Source organism: Streptomyces sp. NPDC052910, from assembly GCF_055585605.1.
Window position 1 is genome coordinate 433,883 of sequence record NZ_JBVJJR010000001.1, and the last position, 16,364, is coordinate 450,246.

The following is a 16,364-nucleotide window of genomic DNA, read 5'->3' on the forward strand; positions in this document are numbered from 1 at the left end:
CGGCGCTACTTCACGACGCCGTCGGCGTCCGTCTTCGTCCCCTCGCCGTCCTTGAGGGCGGAGGCGGGGATCGGCTTGTCCTCGTGCAGCGCCCGCCACATCTCCTTGGCGGCCTTCAGCGGCACCACGCGGTTCTTGTCCAGCGGGTCGGTGGTGACGGGCAGCGTCACCATGTGCATGTCCCCGGAGCCGATGCCCTTGAGGCCGTTGGCGAAGGAGAGCAGCTTGTCGACCGAGGCCAGCTCGGAGTCGGTGGTGAGCGCCTTGGTGGCGGTGTCCGCGATCCCGTAGAGCTTGGTGGGGCTGGTGAACAGCCCGACGGACTTCACCTGGTCGATGAGGGCCTTGATGAACGCCTGCTGGAGCTTGATCCGGCCGAGGTCGCTGCCGTCGCCGACGCCGTGCCGGGTACGGACCAGGCCGAGCGACTGCTCGCCGTTGAGCGTGTGCTTGCCGGCCGGGAGGTTCAGGTGGCTCCACTTGTCGCGGATCGGCTTGGTGGTGGTCACCTCGACGCCGCCGAGCTTGTCGATGAGCTTCTGGAAGCCGGCGAAGTCGACCTCCAGGTAGTGGTCCATCCGGATCCCGGTCAGGGCCTCGACGGTCTTCACCGCGCAGACCGCGCCGCCCACCGAATACGCGTCGTTGAACTGCGCGCGCCGGACGGCCGGGCTGGTCTTCCCGTCGAGGGTCTTGCACTCGGGCCGGGGGACCATCGTGTCGCGCGGGATGCTGACCACACTGGCCTGCTTGTGACCCGCGTAGACATGGACGATCATCGCGGTGTCGGAGCGGGAGCTGCCCTCGTCCCGGCCGTACTTCTTGTTGTCGCCGGCCCGCGAGTCGGAGCCCAGGACGAGGATGTCCTGCGAGCCGTTGTCCACGTTCTCGGGGCGGTCGGTGCCGAGCGCGGAGTTGATGTCCACGCCGTGCAGGTTGCCGTTGAGCTTGAAGTAGACGTATCCGATCCCGGAGCCGCCCAGGACGACCAGCGCCGCGGCCGTCCAGAGGACTATGCGCCAGCCCGTACGGCGCGCACGAGGCTTGCGCCTGCGGCCGCGGGGTCCGCCGGGACGCCGACGGCGCGCTCCCGCCTGCCTGCCCCTGGTCTCGTCCGCCATACGCTCCTCAGTCCTCCGTGTTTCGGCTTCCCCCCTGCCGCCCGATCAGGCGCGGTGTCTCGCCACTCTCAGACGGCGAGGTCTGCGACAGGGTTGCACGGCGACATAAGAGAGCTTTCTTGGGAACCGACCGGACGGAACGGCGTGACAAACCCACCCACACCCCCTGTCACCTGCGTTTTCGGCCTCCATATCAGCGCCGGCGCGGCTCGCTTCGGCGGGTGCTCCTGTGGCGGATGTCTCAAAAGGTCACGGTGAGGACTCGGCAAGATCACGAAGAAAACACCCGGCGCGGAGGCCGACGGACGGAGATCCTCCGGAACCGTCCGCCGCGGCCTGCGCCCCCGGAAACGCGGAACCTCCCCGCCACCGAGGTGACGGGGAGGTTCCGGGAACCGCCGGCGGTCGCCGGATCAGTCGTTGCCGTTGCCCGGCGCGGGCGCCGTCTTGGCGATCTGCATCAGGAACTCGGCGTTCGACTTCGTCTGCTTCATCTTGTCGAGGAGCAGCTCGATGGCCTGCTGCGAGTCCAGCGCGTGCAGCACCCGGCGGAGCTTCCAGACGATGGCGAGCTCCTCGCCGCCGAGCAGGATCTCCTCCTTGCGGGTGCTGGACGGGTCGACGTCCACCGCGGGGAAGATGCGCTTGTCGGCGAGCTTCCGGTCGAGCTTGAGCTCCATGTTGCCGGTGCCCTTGAACTCCTCGAAGATCACCTCGTCCATCCGCGAGCCGGTCTCGACCAGCGCGGTGGCCAGGATGGTCAGCGAGCCGCCGTCCTCGATGTTGCGCGCGGCACCGAAGAACTTCTTCGGCGGGTAGAGCGCGGTCGAGTCGACACCACCGGACAGGATGCGGCCGGAGGCCGGCGCCGCCAGGTTGTAGGCGCGGCCCAGGCGGGTGATGGAGTCGAGCAGCACGACCACGTCGTGACCCAGCTCCACGAGGCGCTTGGCGCGCTCGATGGCCAGCTCGGCGACGGTGGTGTGGTCCTCGGCCGGACGGTCGAAGGTCGAGGAGATGACCTCGCCCTTGACCGACCGCTGCATGTCGGTGACCTCTTCCGGACGCTCGTCGACCAGGACGACCATCAGGTGGCACTCGGGGTTGTTGGTGGTGATCGCGTTGGCGATCGCCTGCATGATCATGGTCTTGCCGGTCTTCGGCGGGGCCACGATCAGACCGCGCTGGCCCTTGCCGATGGGGGCGACCAGGTCGATGATACGGGTCGTCAGAACGCCCGGGTCGGTCTCCAACCGCAGCCGGTCCTGCGGGTAGAGCGGCGTCAGCTTGTGGAACTCGGGGCGGCCGCGGCCGGTTTCGGGCGCCATGCCGTTCACCGAGTCCAGGCGCACGAGGGCGTTGAACTTCTCGCGCCGCTCGCCGTCCTTCGGCTGCCGCACCGCGCCGGTGACGTGGTCACCCTTGCGCAGGCCGTTCTTGCGGACCTGGGCGAGGGAGACGTAGACGTCGTTCGGGCCCGGCAGGTAGCCGGAGGTCCGGATGAACGCGTAGTTGTCGAGGATGTCGAGGATGCCCGCGACGGGGATCAGGACGTCGTCCTCGGACACCTGCGGCTCGTTCGCGAACTCGTCGCGGCCACGACGGCCCCGGCGGTCACGGTAGCGGCCGCGACGGCCGCGACGGCCGCCCGCCTCGTCGTCGAAGTCGTCCTGCGGGGCCTCGGCGCGCCCGGCGCGCTGCTGCTGACGGTTGCCGCCGCCCTGCTGGCCGGCGCCGGCCTCGTCGCCACGGCCACGGCGGTCGCGCTGGCCGCGCTCGCCACGGTCGCCCCGCTCGGCACGGTCGCCGCGCTCGGCACGGTCCCCGCGCTCACGGCGGTCGCCCTTCTGGCCGCGCTCGGCACGGTCGCCGCGGTCCTGACGGTCGCCCTTGGCGCCCCGGCCCTCGGCGGTGTCCACCGCGGCCTCGGGCTTCTCCGAGGTCAGCACCTCGGTACGGGCCTCGGTCCGCGCCTCGGCGGTGGGCTCCGGGGAGCCCGCGGGGGCGGTGGCGCGACGACGACGGCGCTCACCGGCCGGCGCCTCCTCGGCGCCCGGCTGGCCCGGGATCTCGATCTGCTGCTGAGCGGCGGGGGCCTGCTCGGCGGTCTTCTCGGCGGCCTCGCCGGTACGGGCCCGGGAGGTGGCGCGGCGCTTCGGCTTCTCCGCCGGCTGCTCCGCGGCCGGCTCGGCGGCGGGCTTGGCGGAGGCGCCGGAACCGGCCTGCCTCTCCTTGATGACCTCGATCAACTGGCCTTTGCGCATCCGCGCGGTGCCCTTGATGCCGAGGCTGGAGGCGAGCTGCTGGAGCTCGGCCAGGACCATGGCGTCGAGGCCCGTGCCCGAGCGTCGCCGCCGGGGGGCGGCGGAAGCACCGGTGGCAGGCGCGGCGGGAGCGTCCGTGGCGGGCGCGGAGGCATTGCCCGCGGCACCCTTGGTGCCCGCGGCGTTCACGCCCATCAGATCGGTGGTGTCGCTCACGAAGGGGTCCTTCCCTGGAGCGGGCGTCGGCCTGTCTGGCTCGGCGACCGGTTGTGCTGTCCGGCTGCGGTCCTGCTGTGCGGACCGGGCCGGGGCGGTGGTCCGCCGCGGTACGGCGGAAGAATCAGTGCATTGATGCCGACGTGGGGAAATCAGTGAGGACAAGACGCATCGCATCACTCATGTCGCCCACGCCGATTTCCGGAGCGTGCTCGAATCTGCTCAGGCAGTCTGGGAGGCTCCCGGAAGAAAAGCGGTCCCTGATCGGGACACAGAGCACCGAGCCGACGTGGCTTCGGGTGCAGACTTGAGGTTAACACTACCGGATCCCACAAACATTCCCCCTCTCAAAGTCCGGCAACCGCGTTTTCCGCGGGGCCTTCCTCGGCGGCGTACCACCGCCTTCCGCCCCTTGTCAGGCAAGCGTCAGGCGAGCGGAAGCACGCTCGCCCCCCCGGCGTCGAGGGACAGCCGGTTGGCCGCCCACCCCTCGCCCGCCAGCCGTGCGACCTTCTCGGCCGCACTGTCCTCGACCAGCGCGAGCACCGTGGGGCCCGCGCCGGAGACGACCGCGGGGACACCGTCCGCCCGCAGTCGGTTGACCAGGGCCACGCTCTCCGGCATCGCCGGTGCGCGGTACTCCTGGTGGAGCCGGTCCTCGGTGGCCGGCAGCAGCAGCTCGGGGCGCCGGGTGAGGGCCTCGACCAGCAGCGCGGCCCGTCCGGCGTTGGCCGCCGCGTCCACATGGGGGACCTGGCGCGGCAGCAGGCCGCGCGCGGTCTCCGTCGCCACGGGACGGCCGGGCACGAAGACCACCGGAACGATGGAATCGGCGGGGTCCATCCGCACCGCGCGGGCCGCTCCCCCGTCCATCCAGGCCAGGGTGAAACCGCCGAGCAGGCAGGCCGCGACGTTGTCCGGGTGGCCCTCGATCTCCGTGGCCAGCTCCAGCATCGCCGTGGCGTCGAGCCGCTCGGCCCCGCCTATCGTCACCGCCCGGGCGGCGACGATCCCGGCGCAGATCGCGGCGGCCGAGGAGCCCAGGCCGCGGCCGTGCGGGATGCGGTTCGCACACACCACCTCCAGGCCGCGCGGCTGGCCGCCCAGCAGGTCGAACGTGGTGCGCAGGGACCGTACGAGCAGGTGACTCTCGTCGCGCGGGAGCGAATCGGCGCCCTCGCCGGCGATGTCGATGTGCAGCCCTGATTCGGCCACCCGGACCACGACGTCGTCGTAGAGCCCCAGGGACAGACCGAGGGCGTCGAAGCCGGGACCGAGATTGGCGCTGGTGGCGGGGGTGCGCACTCGGACGGCGGCGGCGCGGAAGGCGGGACCGGCCATCGCTCGATGACTCTCCTTGATGTGGCCTTGGTAGGGCGTGCGACATCCGCAAGGGCCGCGACGGCGGTACCGCATGGGGGGCGGCTTGGTCAGCGACGGGGCGGAGTGAGGACAGCCTATCGAAGGAAGGTTCTGTGGCGACATAGGGCGCACAGGAGGCGCGCGATGCGTGTCGCACGCCAAGCCATGCCCCGTGTCGATTTTGGCGGACTTTCGTCGGGGTTGTGACCTGGGGATTCGTGAATACGAGGGGATATGGAGAGGAGCGGACGGAATTTTTCGCTCTCCCCCGGCGCCTGGTTGCGCCCGGGTCCGGGGGCGGGGTCATCGCCTCGCGGGGAGGGCGGCTGTTCCACCGGGGAGGCGGCCGTTCCGGCGGGGGAACGCCCGCTTCCCCGGCGGACGACGACTTCTCCGGGGGACGGCCGTCTCTTCGGGGGACGACCGCTTTTCCGGAGGGGGACGACTGCTTTTCCGGAGGGGGACGGCCGCTTCTTCGGATGACGGCCGTCCTCCGAGAACGGCTGCCTCTTCGGGGACGGCCGCCCGATCGCCCGCGCGGGCTCACGTGTCCGCGCGGGCTCGCGTGTCCGCGGGGGCTCACGTGTCCGCACGGGCTCCTGCACCCGGCCGGGCTCCCTCGCCCGCGCGGGCTTCGTCGCCTGCGCGGGCTTCGTCGCCTGCGCGGGCTTTCCTCCTGCGCCAGCTCCCTCCCCCTACGCGGGCTTCTCCGCCTCCGCGGGCTTCTCCGCCCGCGCGGGGCCCTCGCCTACGCGAGCCCGAGCCGTTCGGCCGCGGCGGACGCGTCCACGGGGACGGTGACCGGCTGCGGGGCGCCGGCCACCGCCCAGTCGGGGTCCTTGAGGCCGTTGCCCGTGACCGTACAGACGATGCGCTGGCCCGGATCGACCTTGCCCTGCTCGGCGGCCTTGAGCAGACCGGCGACGCTCGCCGCCGAGGCGGGCTCGACGAAGACGCCCTCCTGCGCGGCCAACAACCGGTAGGCGGCGAGGATCTGGCGGTCGGTCACCTCGTCGATGTGCCCGCCGGACTCGTCGCGCGCCTGCTCGGCGAACCGCCACGAGGCGGGGTTGCCGATGCGGATGGCGGTGGCGATGGTGTGCGGCTCCTTCACCGGCTCGCCGCGCACGATCGGCGCCGAGCCGGCCGCCTGGTAGCCCCACATGCGCGGGGTGCGGGAAGCGATGCCGTCCCCGGCGTACTCCCGGTACCCCTTCCAGTACGCGGTGATGTTGCCCGCGTTGCCCACCGGCAGGACGTGGATGTCCGGGGCGTCGCCGAGCGCGTCCACGATCTCGAAGGCGGCGGTCTTCTGCCCCTCGATGCGCACCGGATTGACCGAATTGACCAGGGCCACCGGATAGTTGTCGGCCAGGCCGCGGGCCAGGTCCAGGCAGTCGTCGAAGTTGCCGGCGACCTGGAGGATGCGGGCGCCGTGCACCAGGGCCTGGCCCATCTTGCCGAGCGCGATCTTGCCCTCGGGCACCAGGACGGCGCAGACCATCCCGGCCCGGACGGCGTAGGCCGCGGCGGAGGCGGAGGTGTTGCCGGTGGAGGCGCAGATGACGGCCTTGGCGCCCTCCTCCTTCGCCCGCGTGATGGCCATCGTCATCCCGCGGTCCTTGAAGGAGCCGGTGGGGTTGGCGCCCTCCACCTTGAGGTGGACCTCGCAGCCGGTGCGCTCGGAGAGCACCTGGGCCGGCACCAGGGGCGTGCCGCCCTCGCGCAGGGTGACCACCGGCGTGTCCGCGGAGACCGGGAGGCGGTCGCGGTACTCCTCGATGATGCCGCGCCACTGACGGGTGGCGGCGTTGCCGTTGTTCGCAGACATGGTCTTCCTTGCTCCCCTACTCACCTTCGACGCGCATGATGCTGGCGACCCCGCGGACCGTGTCCAGCCGGCGCAGGGCCTCGACCGTGGCCGACAGCGCGGCGTCGGGGGCCCGGTGCGTGACGACGACCAGCGCCGCCTCGCCGTCCTTGCCCTGCTGGCGGACGGTGTCGATGGACACCCCGTGCTCGGCGAAGACCGTGGCCACCTGGGCGAGCACGCCCGGCTTGTCGGCGACGTCGAGGCTGATGTGGTAGCGCGTGACGACCTCGCCCATGGGGCTGACGGTCAGCCGCGCGTACGCCGACTCGCCCGGCCCGGTGGTCCCGGCCAGCTTGTTGCGGCACACGGCGACCAGGTCGCCGAGGACCGCGGAGGCGGTCGGCGCGCCGCCGGCGCCCGGCCCGTAGAACATCAGTTGTCCGGCGGCCTCGGCCTCGACGAACACCGCGTTGTACGCCTCGCGGACCGAGGCCAGCGGGTGGTTCAGGGGGATCATCGCGGGGTGGACACGGGCGGTGACCGACCGGCCGTCGGCGGCGCGCTCGCAGATGGCCAGCAGCTTGATGGTGCAGCCCATCTGTTTCGCGGACGCGAAGTCCGCGGCCGTGACCTCCGTCATGCCCTCGCGGTGGACGTCGTCGAGGCGGACGCGGGTGTGGAACGCGATGCCGGCGAGGATCGCGGCCTTGGCGGCGGCGTCGAAGCCCTCGACGTCGGCCGTCGGGTCCGCCTCGGCGTAGCCGAGGGCGGTGGCCTCGTCCAGGGCCTCCTGGTAGCCGGCGCCCGTCGAGTCCATCTTGTCGAGGATGAAGTTGGTGGTGCCGTTGACGATGCCCAGCACCCGGTTGACCTTGTCACCGGCGAGGGACTCGCGCAGCGGGCGGATCAGCGGGATGGCACCGGCGACGGCGGCCTCGTAGTAGAGGTCCGCGCCGTGCTGCCCGGCGGCGGCGTGCAGGGCGGCGCCGTCCTCGGCGAGCAGCGCCTTGTTGGCCGAGACGACGCTCGCGCCGTGCTCGAAGGCCGTGGTGATCAGGGAGCGGGCCGGCTCGATGCCGCCGATGACCTCGACGACGACGTCGATGTCGCCCCGTTTGACCAGGGCGGTGGCATCGGTGGTGATGAGCTCGGCGGGCACCCCGGCCCGGACCCGGTCCGGCCGGCGCACGGCGATGCCGGCCAGCTCGACCGGGGCGCCGATCCGGGCCGCGAGGTCGTCCGCGTGCGTCGTCATGATGCGCGTCACCTCGGAGCCGACCACTCCACAGCCCAGCAGCGCCACTTTCAGCGGACGCGTACGCATCATCCGACCTCGTTTCTCGTACATCTTGGGTGGTACACCAGTCTCACTCACCGGTCGGAGGCTTTCCCTCCCCCGTCCAGTATCCGAGATTCCGTCTTCCGCCAGCCGGTTTTCGGGCGGCCGGCGGCCGTGATCGGCCGGTCGTCGTCAGCCGACGTCGGGTCGTCGTCAGCCGACGTCGAGGCGGAGCAGGTCCTCCTCCGTCTCCCGCCGGACGATCACCCGGGCCGCGCCGTCCTTCACCGCCACGACCGGGGGCCGCAGCGCGTGGTTGTAGTTGCTGGCCATGGACCGGCAGTACGCGCCGGTCGCGGGCACGGCGAGGAGGTCGCCGGGGGCGATGTCGGCGGGCAGGAAGGCGTCGCGGACCACGATGTCACCGGACTCGCAGTGCTTGCCGACGACGCGGGAGAGCATCGGCCCGGCCGTCGACGTACGCGACACCAGGGCGACCGAGTAGTCGGCGTCGTAGAGCGCGGTACGGATGTTGTCGGACATGCCGCCGTCGACGCTGACGTACGTCCGCAGCCCGGGGAGCTCCTTGACCGTGCCCACCTCGTACAGCGTGAAAGCGGTGGGACCGACGATCGCGCGCCCCGGCTCGACGGACAGGCGCGGCACCGCGAGCCCGGCCGCCGCGCACTCCCGCTCGACGATGGCCCGCAGCGCGGTGGCGATCTCCTGCGGCTCGCGGGGGTCGTCGTCCGGGGTGTAGGCGATGCCGAGGCCGCCACCGAGGTCGATCTCGGGCAGCTCGACACCGTGCTCGTCGCGGATGTCGCGGAGCAGGCCGACGACGCGGTGCGCCGCGACCTCGAAGCCCGAGGTGTCGAAGATCTGCGAGCCGATGTGCGAGTGGATGCCGACCAGTTCGAGCCCGTCCAGCTTCAGCGCCCGGCGGACGGCCTCGGCGGCCTGGCCGCCGGCCAGCGGCAGTCCGAACTTCTGGTCCTCGTGGGCGGTGGCGATGAACTCGTGGGTGTGCGCCTCCACGCCGACCGTGACGCGGATCTGCACCCGCTGCCGCTTCCCGGCCCGCTGAGCGGTGTGCGCGACGCGCACCAGCTCCTGGAAGGAGTCGACGACGATCCGCCCGACACCGGCCTCGACGGCCCGGTCGATCTCCTCGGCCGACTTGTTGTTGCCGTGCAGGGCGATCCGCCCGGCGGGCATGCCCGCGTCGAGCGCGGTGGCCAGCTCGCCGGCGGAGCAGACGTCGAGGTTGAGCCCCTCCTCGGTCAGCCAGCGCACGACGGCCCGGGACAGGAACGCCTTCCCCGCGTAGAAGACGTCGGCGTCCGGCCCGAACGCCTCGCGCCAGGCCCGGCAGCGGGCCCGGAAGTCGTCCTCGTCGAGGAAGTAGGCGGGCGTGCCGAACTCCTCGGCCAGCCGCTTGACGTCCAGCCCGCCGACGGTGGCGACACCGTCCTCGTCGCGGGAGACGGTGCGCGACCAGACGCGCGGGTGGAGGACGTTGAGGTCGGCGGGGGGCGCCGGGTGGTGGCCCTCGGGCAGGACGTCGGCGTAGCGGGGCCCGGCGGGGTGGGCGGAGCGGCTCATGGCGCTGATCTCCTCGGGTGCTCAGAGATGTGCGATCTCGGAGGTGTGGGGTCTCGGAGGTGTGCGGGTCTCGGAGGCGTGCGGTCTCGGAGCTGTGCGGGTCTCGGAGACATGCGGCTCTCAGAGGTGTGCGGGTGCGGTGATGCCGAGCTGGTGGAGGCCGTCGGCGAGCACCGTGCCCGTGGCCTCGGCGAGGGCCAGGCGGGCGCGGTGGACGACCAAGGGTTTCTCGTCCCCCCGGGGCAGCGTCGGACACGACGCCTGCCAGCGGAGGAAGGCGTCGGCCAGCCGCTCCAGGGCCCGCGCGAGCCGCTCGGGGTCGCGGGCGGCGACGATGCGGGGGTGATCGGCGAGGGCGGCGAGAAGAGGACCGGCGCCCTCCCCGAAGTCGTCGCCGACACCGTCGGTCAGGGAGTCGAACCCGAGATCACGAGCGTTGCGCCGCAGGGCGCGGCACCGGGAATGGGCGTACCGCACCCGGAAGAGGGGATTGGCTTCCCGCTGCACCAGCAGCAGGTCACGGTCGAGACCGGGCGGGCTGAGCACACTCCAGCGGGCGGCGTCGGACCCCAGCCGCCGGACCAGCTCGTCGGGGGGCCGCACGGCCAACGCCTCCCCCGCCTCCCACCGCTCCAGAACCTCCGCCACGAGCCGCGCCTGCGGCGCGCCCGCGAGAGTGATGTTGAGGAAACCGGGACCGGCGATGTCGACCCGCTCGATACCGGGCTCCCGGACCAGCCGGCGCCGCAGCAGCTCGGCCACCTCCGGGGCGGGCCGGCCGCTCTCCTTGGCGAGCCGCAACGCGACGCTGGTCGCGTAGTCCCCACTGCCCGGGTGCGGCGGCACCCGGACCCCGACCGTGCTCGGCACGACGACGCGCAGCTCGTCGGCCTCGACGGCCCGACGCACGGCGCGCAGCACGGTACGGGAGAGATCTGCGGGGGTCACAGGGCAAGCCTAGGGGAGGAAGGAGGTCGCTCGGCCGGCCGGTTTCCCCGATGTTCCCCGGACATGCCCCTTACACCGTCCTCAGGGCCAGCCGGCCGGCCGCACCACGGCCCCGGCACCCCCGGACGACGCCTCCCCCGCATCCCCCTCGCCCCCACGCCCCGCCATCAGTCCCCACACCATCCGCACCAGCTCCGCGGGCTCGAAGGGCTTGGCCAGGAACGCGTCCACCCCCGCGGACCGCCCACCGTCCACCTCCGGCTGCGTGCACGCGCTGATGATGGCGATGGGTATGTCCCGCGTCCGCGCGTCACCCCGCAACCGCGCCGCCGTCCGCAATCCGTCGAGCCGCGGCATCACGAAGTCGAGGGTCACGACATCGGGACGCACCCGATGCACGATCTCCAGGCACTCGGCACCATCGGCCGCGGTCACCACCTCGAAGCCCTCGAGCTCGAGATTGACCCTGATCAACTGCCGGATGACCCTGTTGTCGTCGACAACGAGGACCCGGCCGGGCAAGCCAGGCACACCCCGAGAGTAGGCGCGCCCACGGCACCGCGTCCGGCTTTTCCCCACTTCCACCCACAGAAAGCCCCCACCACCCCCTCCCCCCACCCCGGCCCCTCTCCCCCCTCCTCCATCCCTCCCCCCCCACCCCTCCGCACCTCCTCCGCACCCCCTCCGGAACCCGTTACGGATCACCCGCCCGGAGCTGGTACTGTTCTTCCTGTCGCCGCGAGCGAGACCGCAACCGGACGACACGCCCCCGTAGCTCAGGGGATAGAGCAACGGCCTCCGGAGCCGTGTGCGCAGGTTCGAATCCTGCCGGGGGCACTCGCCGGTCAGATACCGAGTCAAGGGTTCTGACCAGGGCGGATGCCGATGAGAGAGAGCGGGAGTCAGTCTCACTGACTCCCGCTCTCTCTCGTTGCCTCTCACTGTTCGCGCCACACCTCCGACACACTCGTCAGGTCGCGCCGCCCCGCTCCCCAGTCCACCCCATCACCCCCCTCGATCTTCTTGTTGTTCTCTTCCTCACTGTTGTCGATCAGACCTGCGTAGTGGCGGTCGATGACCTCCGGGGAGGTGCCCGCACGCCGCGCGACTTCAGCGATCGCCAGCCCCGCCAGAAGCCACTGCGTGATGCACAACGCCCGCCCAGCGTACGGGTTCTCCGCCAATGGGGAGTGGAACTTGGGCGGCGGGAAGGCATAGACGCGCGCCTCCACCCAGACCCGGTAGTACGAGGTCATGCCCACCAAGCCGCCCCGTTCGTTCTGGAAAACCCGGCCATCAGGGGCTGTACCGAAATCCTTCAGGTGCGCCCGGAGCATCGTCACCAGCTCGGGGAGGGAATCGGAACCGGGCGATCCGCGTTTGGGTCCCGCATCTTCAGCCCCCGCTTGTCGTGCCATTCCCCGATGTCAGTCCACTTCTTTCCCGACACAGGGGGCGTCTCCTGAAGAGGAGGCACACCCCATCCCGTTTCCAGCAAGTAGCAGTCCGACAACCGTAGCCCTACCACTTCCGCCGGCCGCATGGCCGCATGGCCGCATGGCCGCATGGCCGCATACAGGATGCAGCCGAAGAAGGCGACTAGACGTCTACCCCGGTTTCGGTTTACTGACCCGACGTAGGGTACGGCGGTGAGGAACTCACGCGCCTGGATCGGGTTCGATCTATCGAGGCGCCTCGGGCGGTTGCGGCCTATCGAATTCGGTAACCAGGTTTTCGTCCATATACCCGCTCTGGATCGCGTATGCGGTCGCCGCGTTGAAGCACCTCCGGCGACGTTTGTAGGTTTCCCTGGCAGCCAGCTTGCCATCGTACCTGTAGGCCAGCCGATAGTGGACGTCCTCTGGCACCCCGGGTTTTCTCAGAGCCGATAAGGGACGGTAGTTGCGCTCCAACCACGCGCAAGCCTTCTCCAGATTCAGTGGTGGCTCTTCGCCCTCGTGGGTCGGCACAACAGCGCATCTCACGGCCCTCCGCACCGCTCCAAGAGGTCTGGGGCACCAAGACCCTCCTCTATCATGCCCAAGGCAGCAGAAGCGAGGCTGTCGGCAAATCCCTCGCGCGTCTTCGCTGGTGCAGTGCGCCAACGCCGCTTCATGAACTCGCGCGAGAATTGCCACCAGGTGGGGTCCAACTTCGAGGCTGCCTGGCTGCTTCCGCAACCTCCGCTGCGACGCGCATTTCGGACTCGGGTACTCCCGACTCAATGTCGAACGCCTCACCGCGTCGGTTCATGGCCTGCCACAGCTCATTGCGTCGACTTTTGGCGAAGGGGGTACGTGGTGAACGCGCCACCAAATACTTGACCCGCAACAACCCAACGCACGCGCCAGGGACGGGATTTTTGTCCAGTCTTCGATGTGTTCCAGAGGCTGACGTCGAAGGTATAACCCGGCCGAGCTGATGCGCGAGGGAGCCTGGCCGGGGTGTTGTTCTCAGCTTTCACGCAGCATCCTCCCGCTCGGCCAGCCACCGCTCGCATTCGGAACGACGAATGCGCACGTCCCCGTTCGGGGGTTCGATCGAGCGGGGCCCTTTACCGAGTTGACGCCACCTGTAGAAAGTTGCCGGGGCGACCTTCAGGTCGGCGAGCACTTCCTGGATGGTCACTTTTTCGTCCGGCACGCGGCCGCTGCTCATACCGGCTCCCTCTCTTCTGTTGTGGCTGCGATCGGTCACAGTTGCGCCCGGATGCCGTCAACAACCCGGGTGTTTGAGGTGGCCCGCCGCGGTCAGCGCTGGCGCCACGGGCTGTTCGCAGATGGGGCAGCGCAGTCTCGGATTAGAAGTGCTGTGCGGGATAGCGTCCGCAGCGTCCGGAATCTTGTGTGAGTGCGCAGGTCAGAGCTGGTGCCGAGTACGGACGTTAGCGAGGACACCGAGGGGTCCTTAGACCGTGTGTCCTGGTGGTGAGGCGTCGTTGTTTAGGGCATGGGGCGGGGAACATGGAATTGGATCGTGCCGGACGGGTTGTGGGAGATCGCGAAGCCGTTGATCCCGCCGTTGAAGGTCCGGCCGCAGGGCGGCGGGACGCAGGATACGCCCGATGAAACGCTGTTCGCGGCCATCATCTACGTGCTGGTCAGCGGGTGTGCCTGGCGGGCGCTGCCGCCGTGCTTCGGCATATCGAAGTCAACTGCCCACCGCAGGTTCCTGATCTGGTCGCGTGCCGGCGTCTGGGGCCGCCTCCACGAAGCGGTCCTGCACCGGCTCGACGACGCCGGCCTGATCGATGTCACCCGCGTCGTCCTCGACGCCGCCCACGTCCGCGCTAAAAAGGGGGCGAACTCACAGGCCCGTCGCCCGTGGACCGGGCAAAGCCGGGTTCCAAGATGCGCATCCTGTCGGACCGGAACGGACTGCCCCTCCTCGTCGGCCTCTCGGTCGGCAACACGCACGACAGCGAAGGGCTGAAGCCCATGGTCGCCGGTCACCAAACGAGACACGACCCCGATCGCGGCCGGAACTTCAAGCCCCAGAGGCTGCACGCGGATAAGGCCTATGACCATGCTGATCTGCGCAAATGGCTACGCGGTAAGCACATCGGAGTGCGGATCGCGCGCAAGGGCATCGAGTCCAGCGAACGATTGGGCCGCCGCAGATGGGTGATCGAGCGCACGATGTCCTGGCTGTCGGGCTACCGCCGACTCAGCCCCCCGCTACGAGAGCAATCCCCGCGACTACCTGGCCTTTTTCGGACTTGCTGCAGCGATCTGCTGCTACAAGCGACTCATCCGCCTCACCACATAGGACACGGTCTAACTCAGCTGTCCTCGCCGCCCCCAGCCTTGGGTCCCTTGGGCAGGGCAATGCGGAAGCCCTGAGCTAGGCTGCCCAGCCTACCGGCCCAGGTGGCCCCCGATCGCGCACATGAGAGCGTCAGCACCCACCCAGGAGGGTGGACCACGGGTGTCACATCGAGGGGCCTCGCCGGGCGAACCATACCCTTGGACGTTAAGCAACCCCCTGCCATGTCACTCAGATGGATGACTTTGCGGGAAACCGCATCACTCAGAGCCATCAGGACGCTAGAAAGGAAGCTCTCAGCATTCTTCCTAACGAAAGATAGTCGACATGGGTCCATGGGTTGCTCCCTACCGTCAGCGCCAGATGAACCTCTTATACGCCCATCACCGAGACGAGGAGAGCAGGCGCCAAGAAGAGGAGAATCGCCGCTCGGAACTTCGTCGGCGGCTGCTGAAAATTGAACGTGAAGTCGCCGAGCTTGTCAGTGAAAAAGAAAGTGTTCCCTGCCTCGTTCGCAGGAGCTCGGGAGTGCCACGTACGGTCTATCATTCAGCGGACGAACACTGTCAATACGTCACCCATCCCGACAATTTTCTACGCTTGCCCGAGCGCGAAGCTCGCAGCTTCGGACGCTCCCGCTTGGAGCGCTGTCGTTCATGTCGATGGCCAGCAGCCGTGAAGCGTCATGCCCAGCGGCTCCTGAGCGGCGAAACCATGGACTAACGGGCACGCACCTAAATTCCTGAGTAGTGCGCGTCAACTATGAGCAAACTACTCCCTATAAAATTCCGTGAAAATCCATGAAGACCCATGGGTGCTCAGGTCATGCAAGCATTTCTGGCTTGCATGCACTTTGAACAGAGCCTTCTGGAATTTCACTGAAATCTCAGGAAGACCCTGCGCCCAGCGAATTCCGGGCGCAGGGTCTTCCTCGTGTGAATTAATGGCGGGACGGGTGCTCAATCCGGTCGACCGGAGGGGTCAGGTCTGGCCGTTTTTGGCGATCAGGGCGTGGAAGCCGTGTTGGAGGTAGTCGCCGTAGGGGATGGGGGGGTTGGTGGGGGGTGTGGTGGAGTTTTCGGGGGTGAAGGGGGTGAGCACTGTTTTGGCGCCGGCGTGGAGGAAGAAGGGGAGGCTGAGGCGTTCCGCGTTGATGAATTTGACGCGGTGGTTCGGGGCGGGGAAGTGGTCGTGGGTGAGGTAGCCCAGGTAGGTGCCGCAGTTCACCAGGAAGTTCTCGCCCGAGGTGGGGAGGTCGCGCCAGCCGTCGACGGTCTCGACCTGGAGGTTCTGGACCTCGGTCTGGAAGAGGACGGTGATCATGGAGACGTCGAGGTGGTCCTCGAAGCTGAGTTTCGTGCCGTCCGGGCCGGTCTTGACCGGCGGGTAGTCGTCCAGGCGGGGGTAGCGGATCATCGAGACGGCGGAGAGGGTGTCGGTCTCGTCGAGGGCGGCGTCGAAGAAGTCCTCCGGGCGGCCCAGGGCGAGGGCGAAGCCGCGCATCAGGTGGCGGGAGAGCCGGAACATGTCGCGGTAGTACTGCTCGGAGAACGCGCGGAATCCCGGGTGCCGGTCCTCGTCGGGCCAGATGTTGACCTCGTGCATCGGGGCGCCGGCTTGGATCATGGGGTGGTCCGCGTCGAACGACGGGTTGAGGTAGCACCAGGACTCGACGGCTTTTTTGCCCTTCACGGCCATGTAGTAGCCGTTGCGCACCCGGGGGTTGGCGGGGTTGTAGGCGTTGATGGCGAGGTCGTGTTTCTCCTCGTCCGTCATCGTGCGGTGGAATTCGTTCACGACGTCCTGGAGCTTTCGGACGTCGATTCCGTGATGGGACGCGTAGAAGAAACCGGAGCCGCGGCAGGCCTTGTCGATCTGCCGGGCGACGTCGGCTTTCGCGTCCGGGTCGGTGCCGAAGAGCGGCGAGATGTCGATCGTCGGGACGTCCGCCGACGGCATCGGAATGGGCATGGAATCCTCCGTGGAACCGT

At 69.4% G+C, this 16,364-nt stretch carries 11 protein-coding genes, 1 tRNA gene and 1 pseudogene; 2 read left to right on the plus strand and 11 right to left on the minus strand.

Annotated features, from left to right (window positions below; genetic code table 11):
- Positions 1-5: 5 nt before the first annotated feature.
- The 8 genes from ACZ6X9_RS01900 to ACZ6X9_RS01935 form a co-directional block, all read right to left on the minus strand.
- Positions 6-1,121, minus strand: coding sequence for an LCP family protein (locus tag ACZ6X9_RS01900; protein WP_469775960.1), 1,116 nt, complete (start codon positions 1,119-1,121; stop codon positions 6-8).
- Positions 1,122-1,534: 413 nt separating this feature from the next.
- A complete protein-coding gene (gene rho, locus ACZ6X9_RS01905; RefSeq protein ID WP_469775961.1) occupies positions 1,535-3,601 on the minus strand; it encodes a transcription termination factor Rho in 2,067 nt (688 codons plus the stop codon).
- Positions 3,602-4,027: 426 nt separating this feature from the next.
- A complete protein-coding gene (thrB, locus tag ACZ6X9_RS01910) occupies positions 4,028-4,942 on the minus strand; it encodes a homoserine kinase (RefSeq protein ID WP_436780301.1) in 915 nt (304 codons plus the stop codon).
- A gap of 769 nt (positions 4,943-5,711) precedes the next feature.
- On the minus strand, positions 5,712-6,794 hold the full coding sequence (gene thrC / locus ACZ6X9_RS01915) for a threonine synthase (RefSeq protein ID WP_469775962.1): 1,083 nt from the start codon (positions 6,792-6,794) through the stop codon (positions 5,712-5,714).
- Between the two features lie 16 nt (positions 6,795-6,810).
- On the minus strand, positions 6,811-8,103 hold the full coding sequence (locus tag ACZ6X9_RS01920) for a homoserine dehydrogenase (protein ID WP_469775963.1): 1,293 nt from the start codon (positions 8,101-8,103) through the stop codon (positions 6,811-6,813).
- A 165-nt stretch (positions 8,104-8,268) separates the two neighbouring features.
- Positions 8,269-9,660, minus strand: coding sequence for a diaminopimelate decarboxylase (gene lysA, locus ACZ6X9_RS01925; RefSeq protein WP_469775964.1), 1,392 nt, complete (start codon positions 9,658-9,660; stop codon positions 8,269-8,271).
- Positions 9,661-9,780: 120 nt separating this feature from the next.
- Entirely contained in the window at positions 9,781-10,608 is an 828-nt protein-coding gene (nrtL, locus tag ACZ6X9_RS01930; protein WP_469775965.1) for an ArgS-related anticodon-binding protein NrtL, read from the minus strand.
- Between the two features lie 81 nt (positions 10,609-10,689).
- A complete protein-coding gene (locus ACZ6X9_RS01935) occupies positions 10,690-11,139 on the minus strand; it encodes a response regulator (protein WP_469775966.1) in 450 nt (149 codons plus the stop codon).
- A gap of 234 nt (positions 11,140-11,373) precedes the next feature.
- On the opposite strand from ACZ6X9_RS01935, the gene ACZ6X9_RS01940 reads away from it, so the two are divergent.
- Positions 11,374-11,445: transfer RNA gene (locus ACZ6X9_RS01940), tRNA-Arg, on the plus strand.
- Positions 11,446-11,546: 101 nt separating this feature from the next.
- Here the strand turns inward: ACZ6X9_RS01940 and ACZ6X9_RS01945 are convergent.
- Entirely contained in the window at positions 11,547-12,026 is a 480-nt protein-coding gene (locus ACZ6X9_RS01945; protein WP_469775967.1) for a hypothetical protein, read from the minus strand.
- 1,042 nt (positions 12,027-13,068) lie between these two features.
- A complete protein-coding gene (locus tag ACZ6X9_RS01950; RefSeq protein ID WP_469775968.1) occupies positions 13,069-13,266 on the minus strand; it encodes a helix-turn-helix transcriptional regulator in 198 nt (65 codons plus the stop codon).
- A gap of 291 nt (positions 13,267-13,557) precedes the next feature.
- Here ACZ6X9_RS01950 and ACZ6X9_RS01955 point away from each other — a divergent pair.
- Positions 13,558-14,376, plus strand: a pseudogene (locus ACZ6X9_RS01955) (IS5 family transposase).
- Between the two features lie 978 nt (positions 14,377-15,354).
- On the opposite strand, the gene ACZ6X9_RS01960 reads toward ACZ6X9_RS01955, so the two are convergent.
- Positions 15,355-16,344 (minus strand): 2OG-Fe(II) oxygenase family protein, encoded by a 990-nt coding sequence (locus ACZ6X9_RS01960; RefSeq protein WP_469775969.1) that lies wholly within the window; start codon positions 16,342-16,344, stop codon positions 15,355-15,357.
- Positions 16,345-16,364 lie beyond the last annotated feature (20 nt).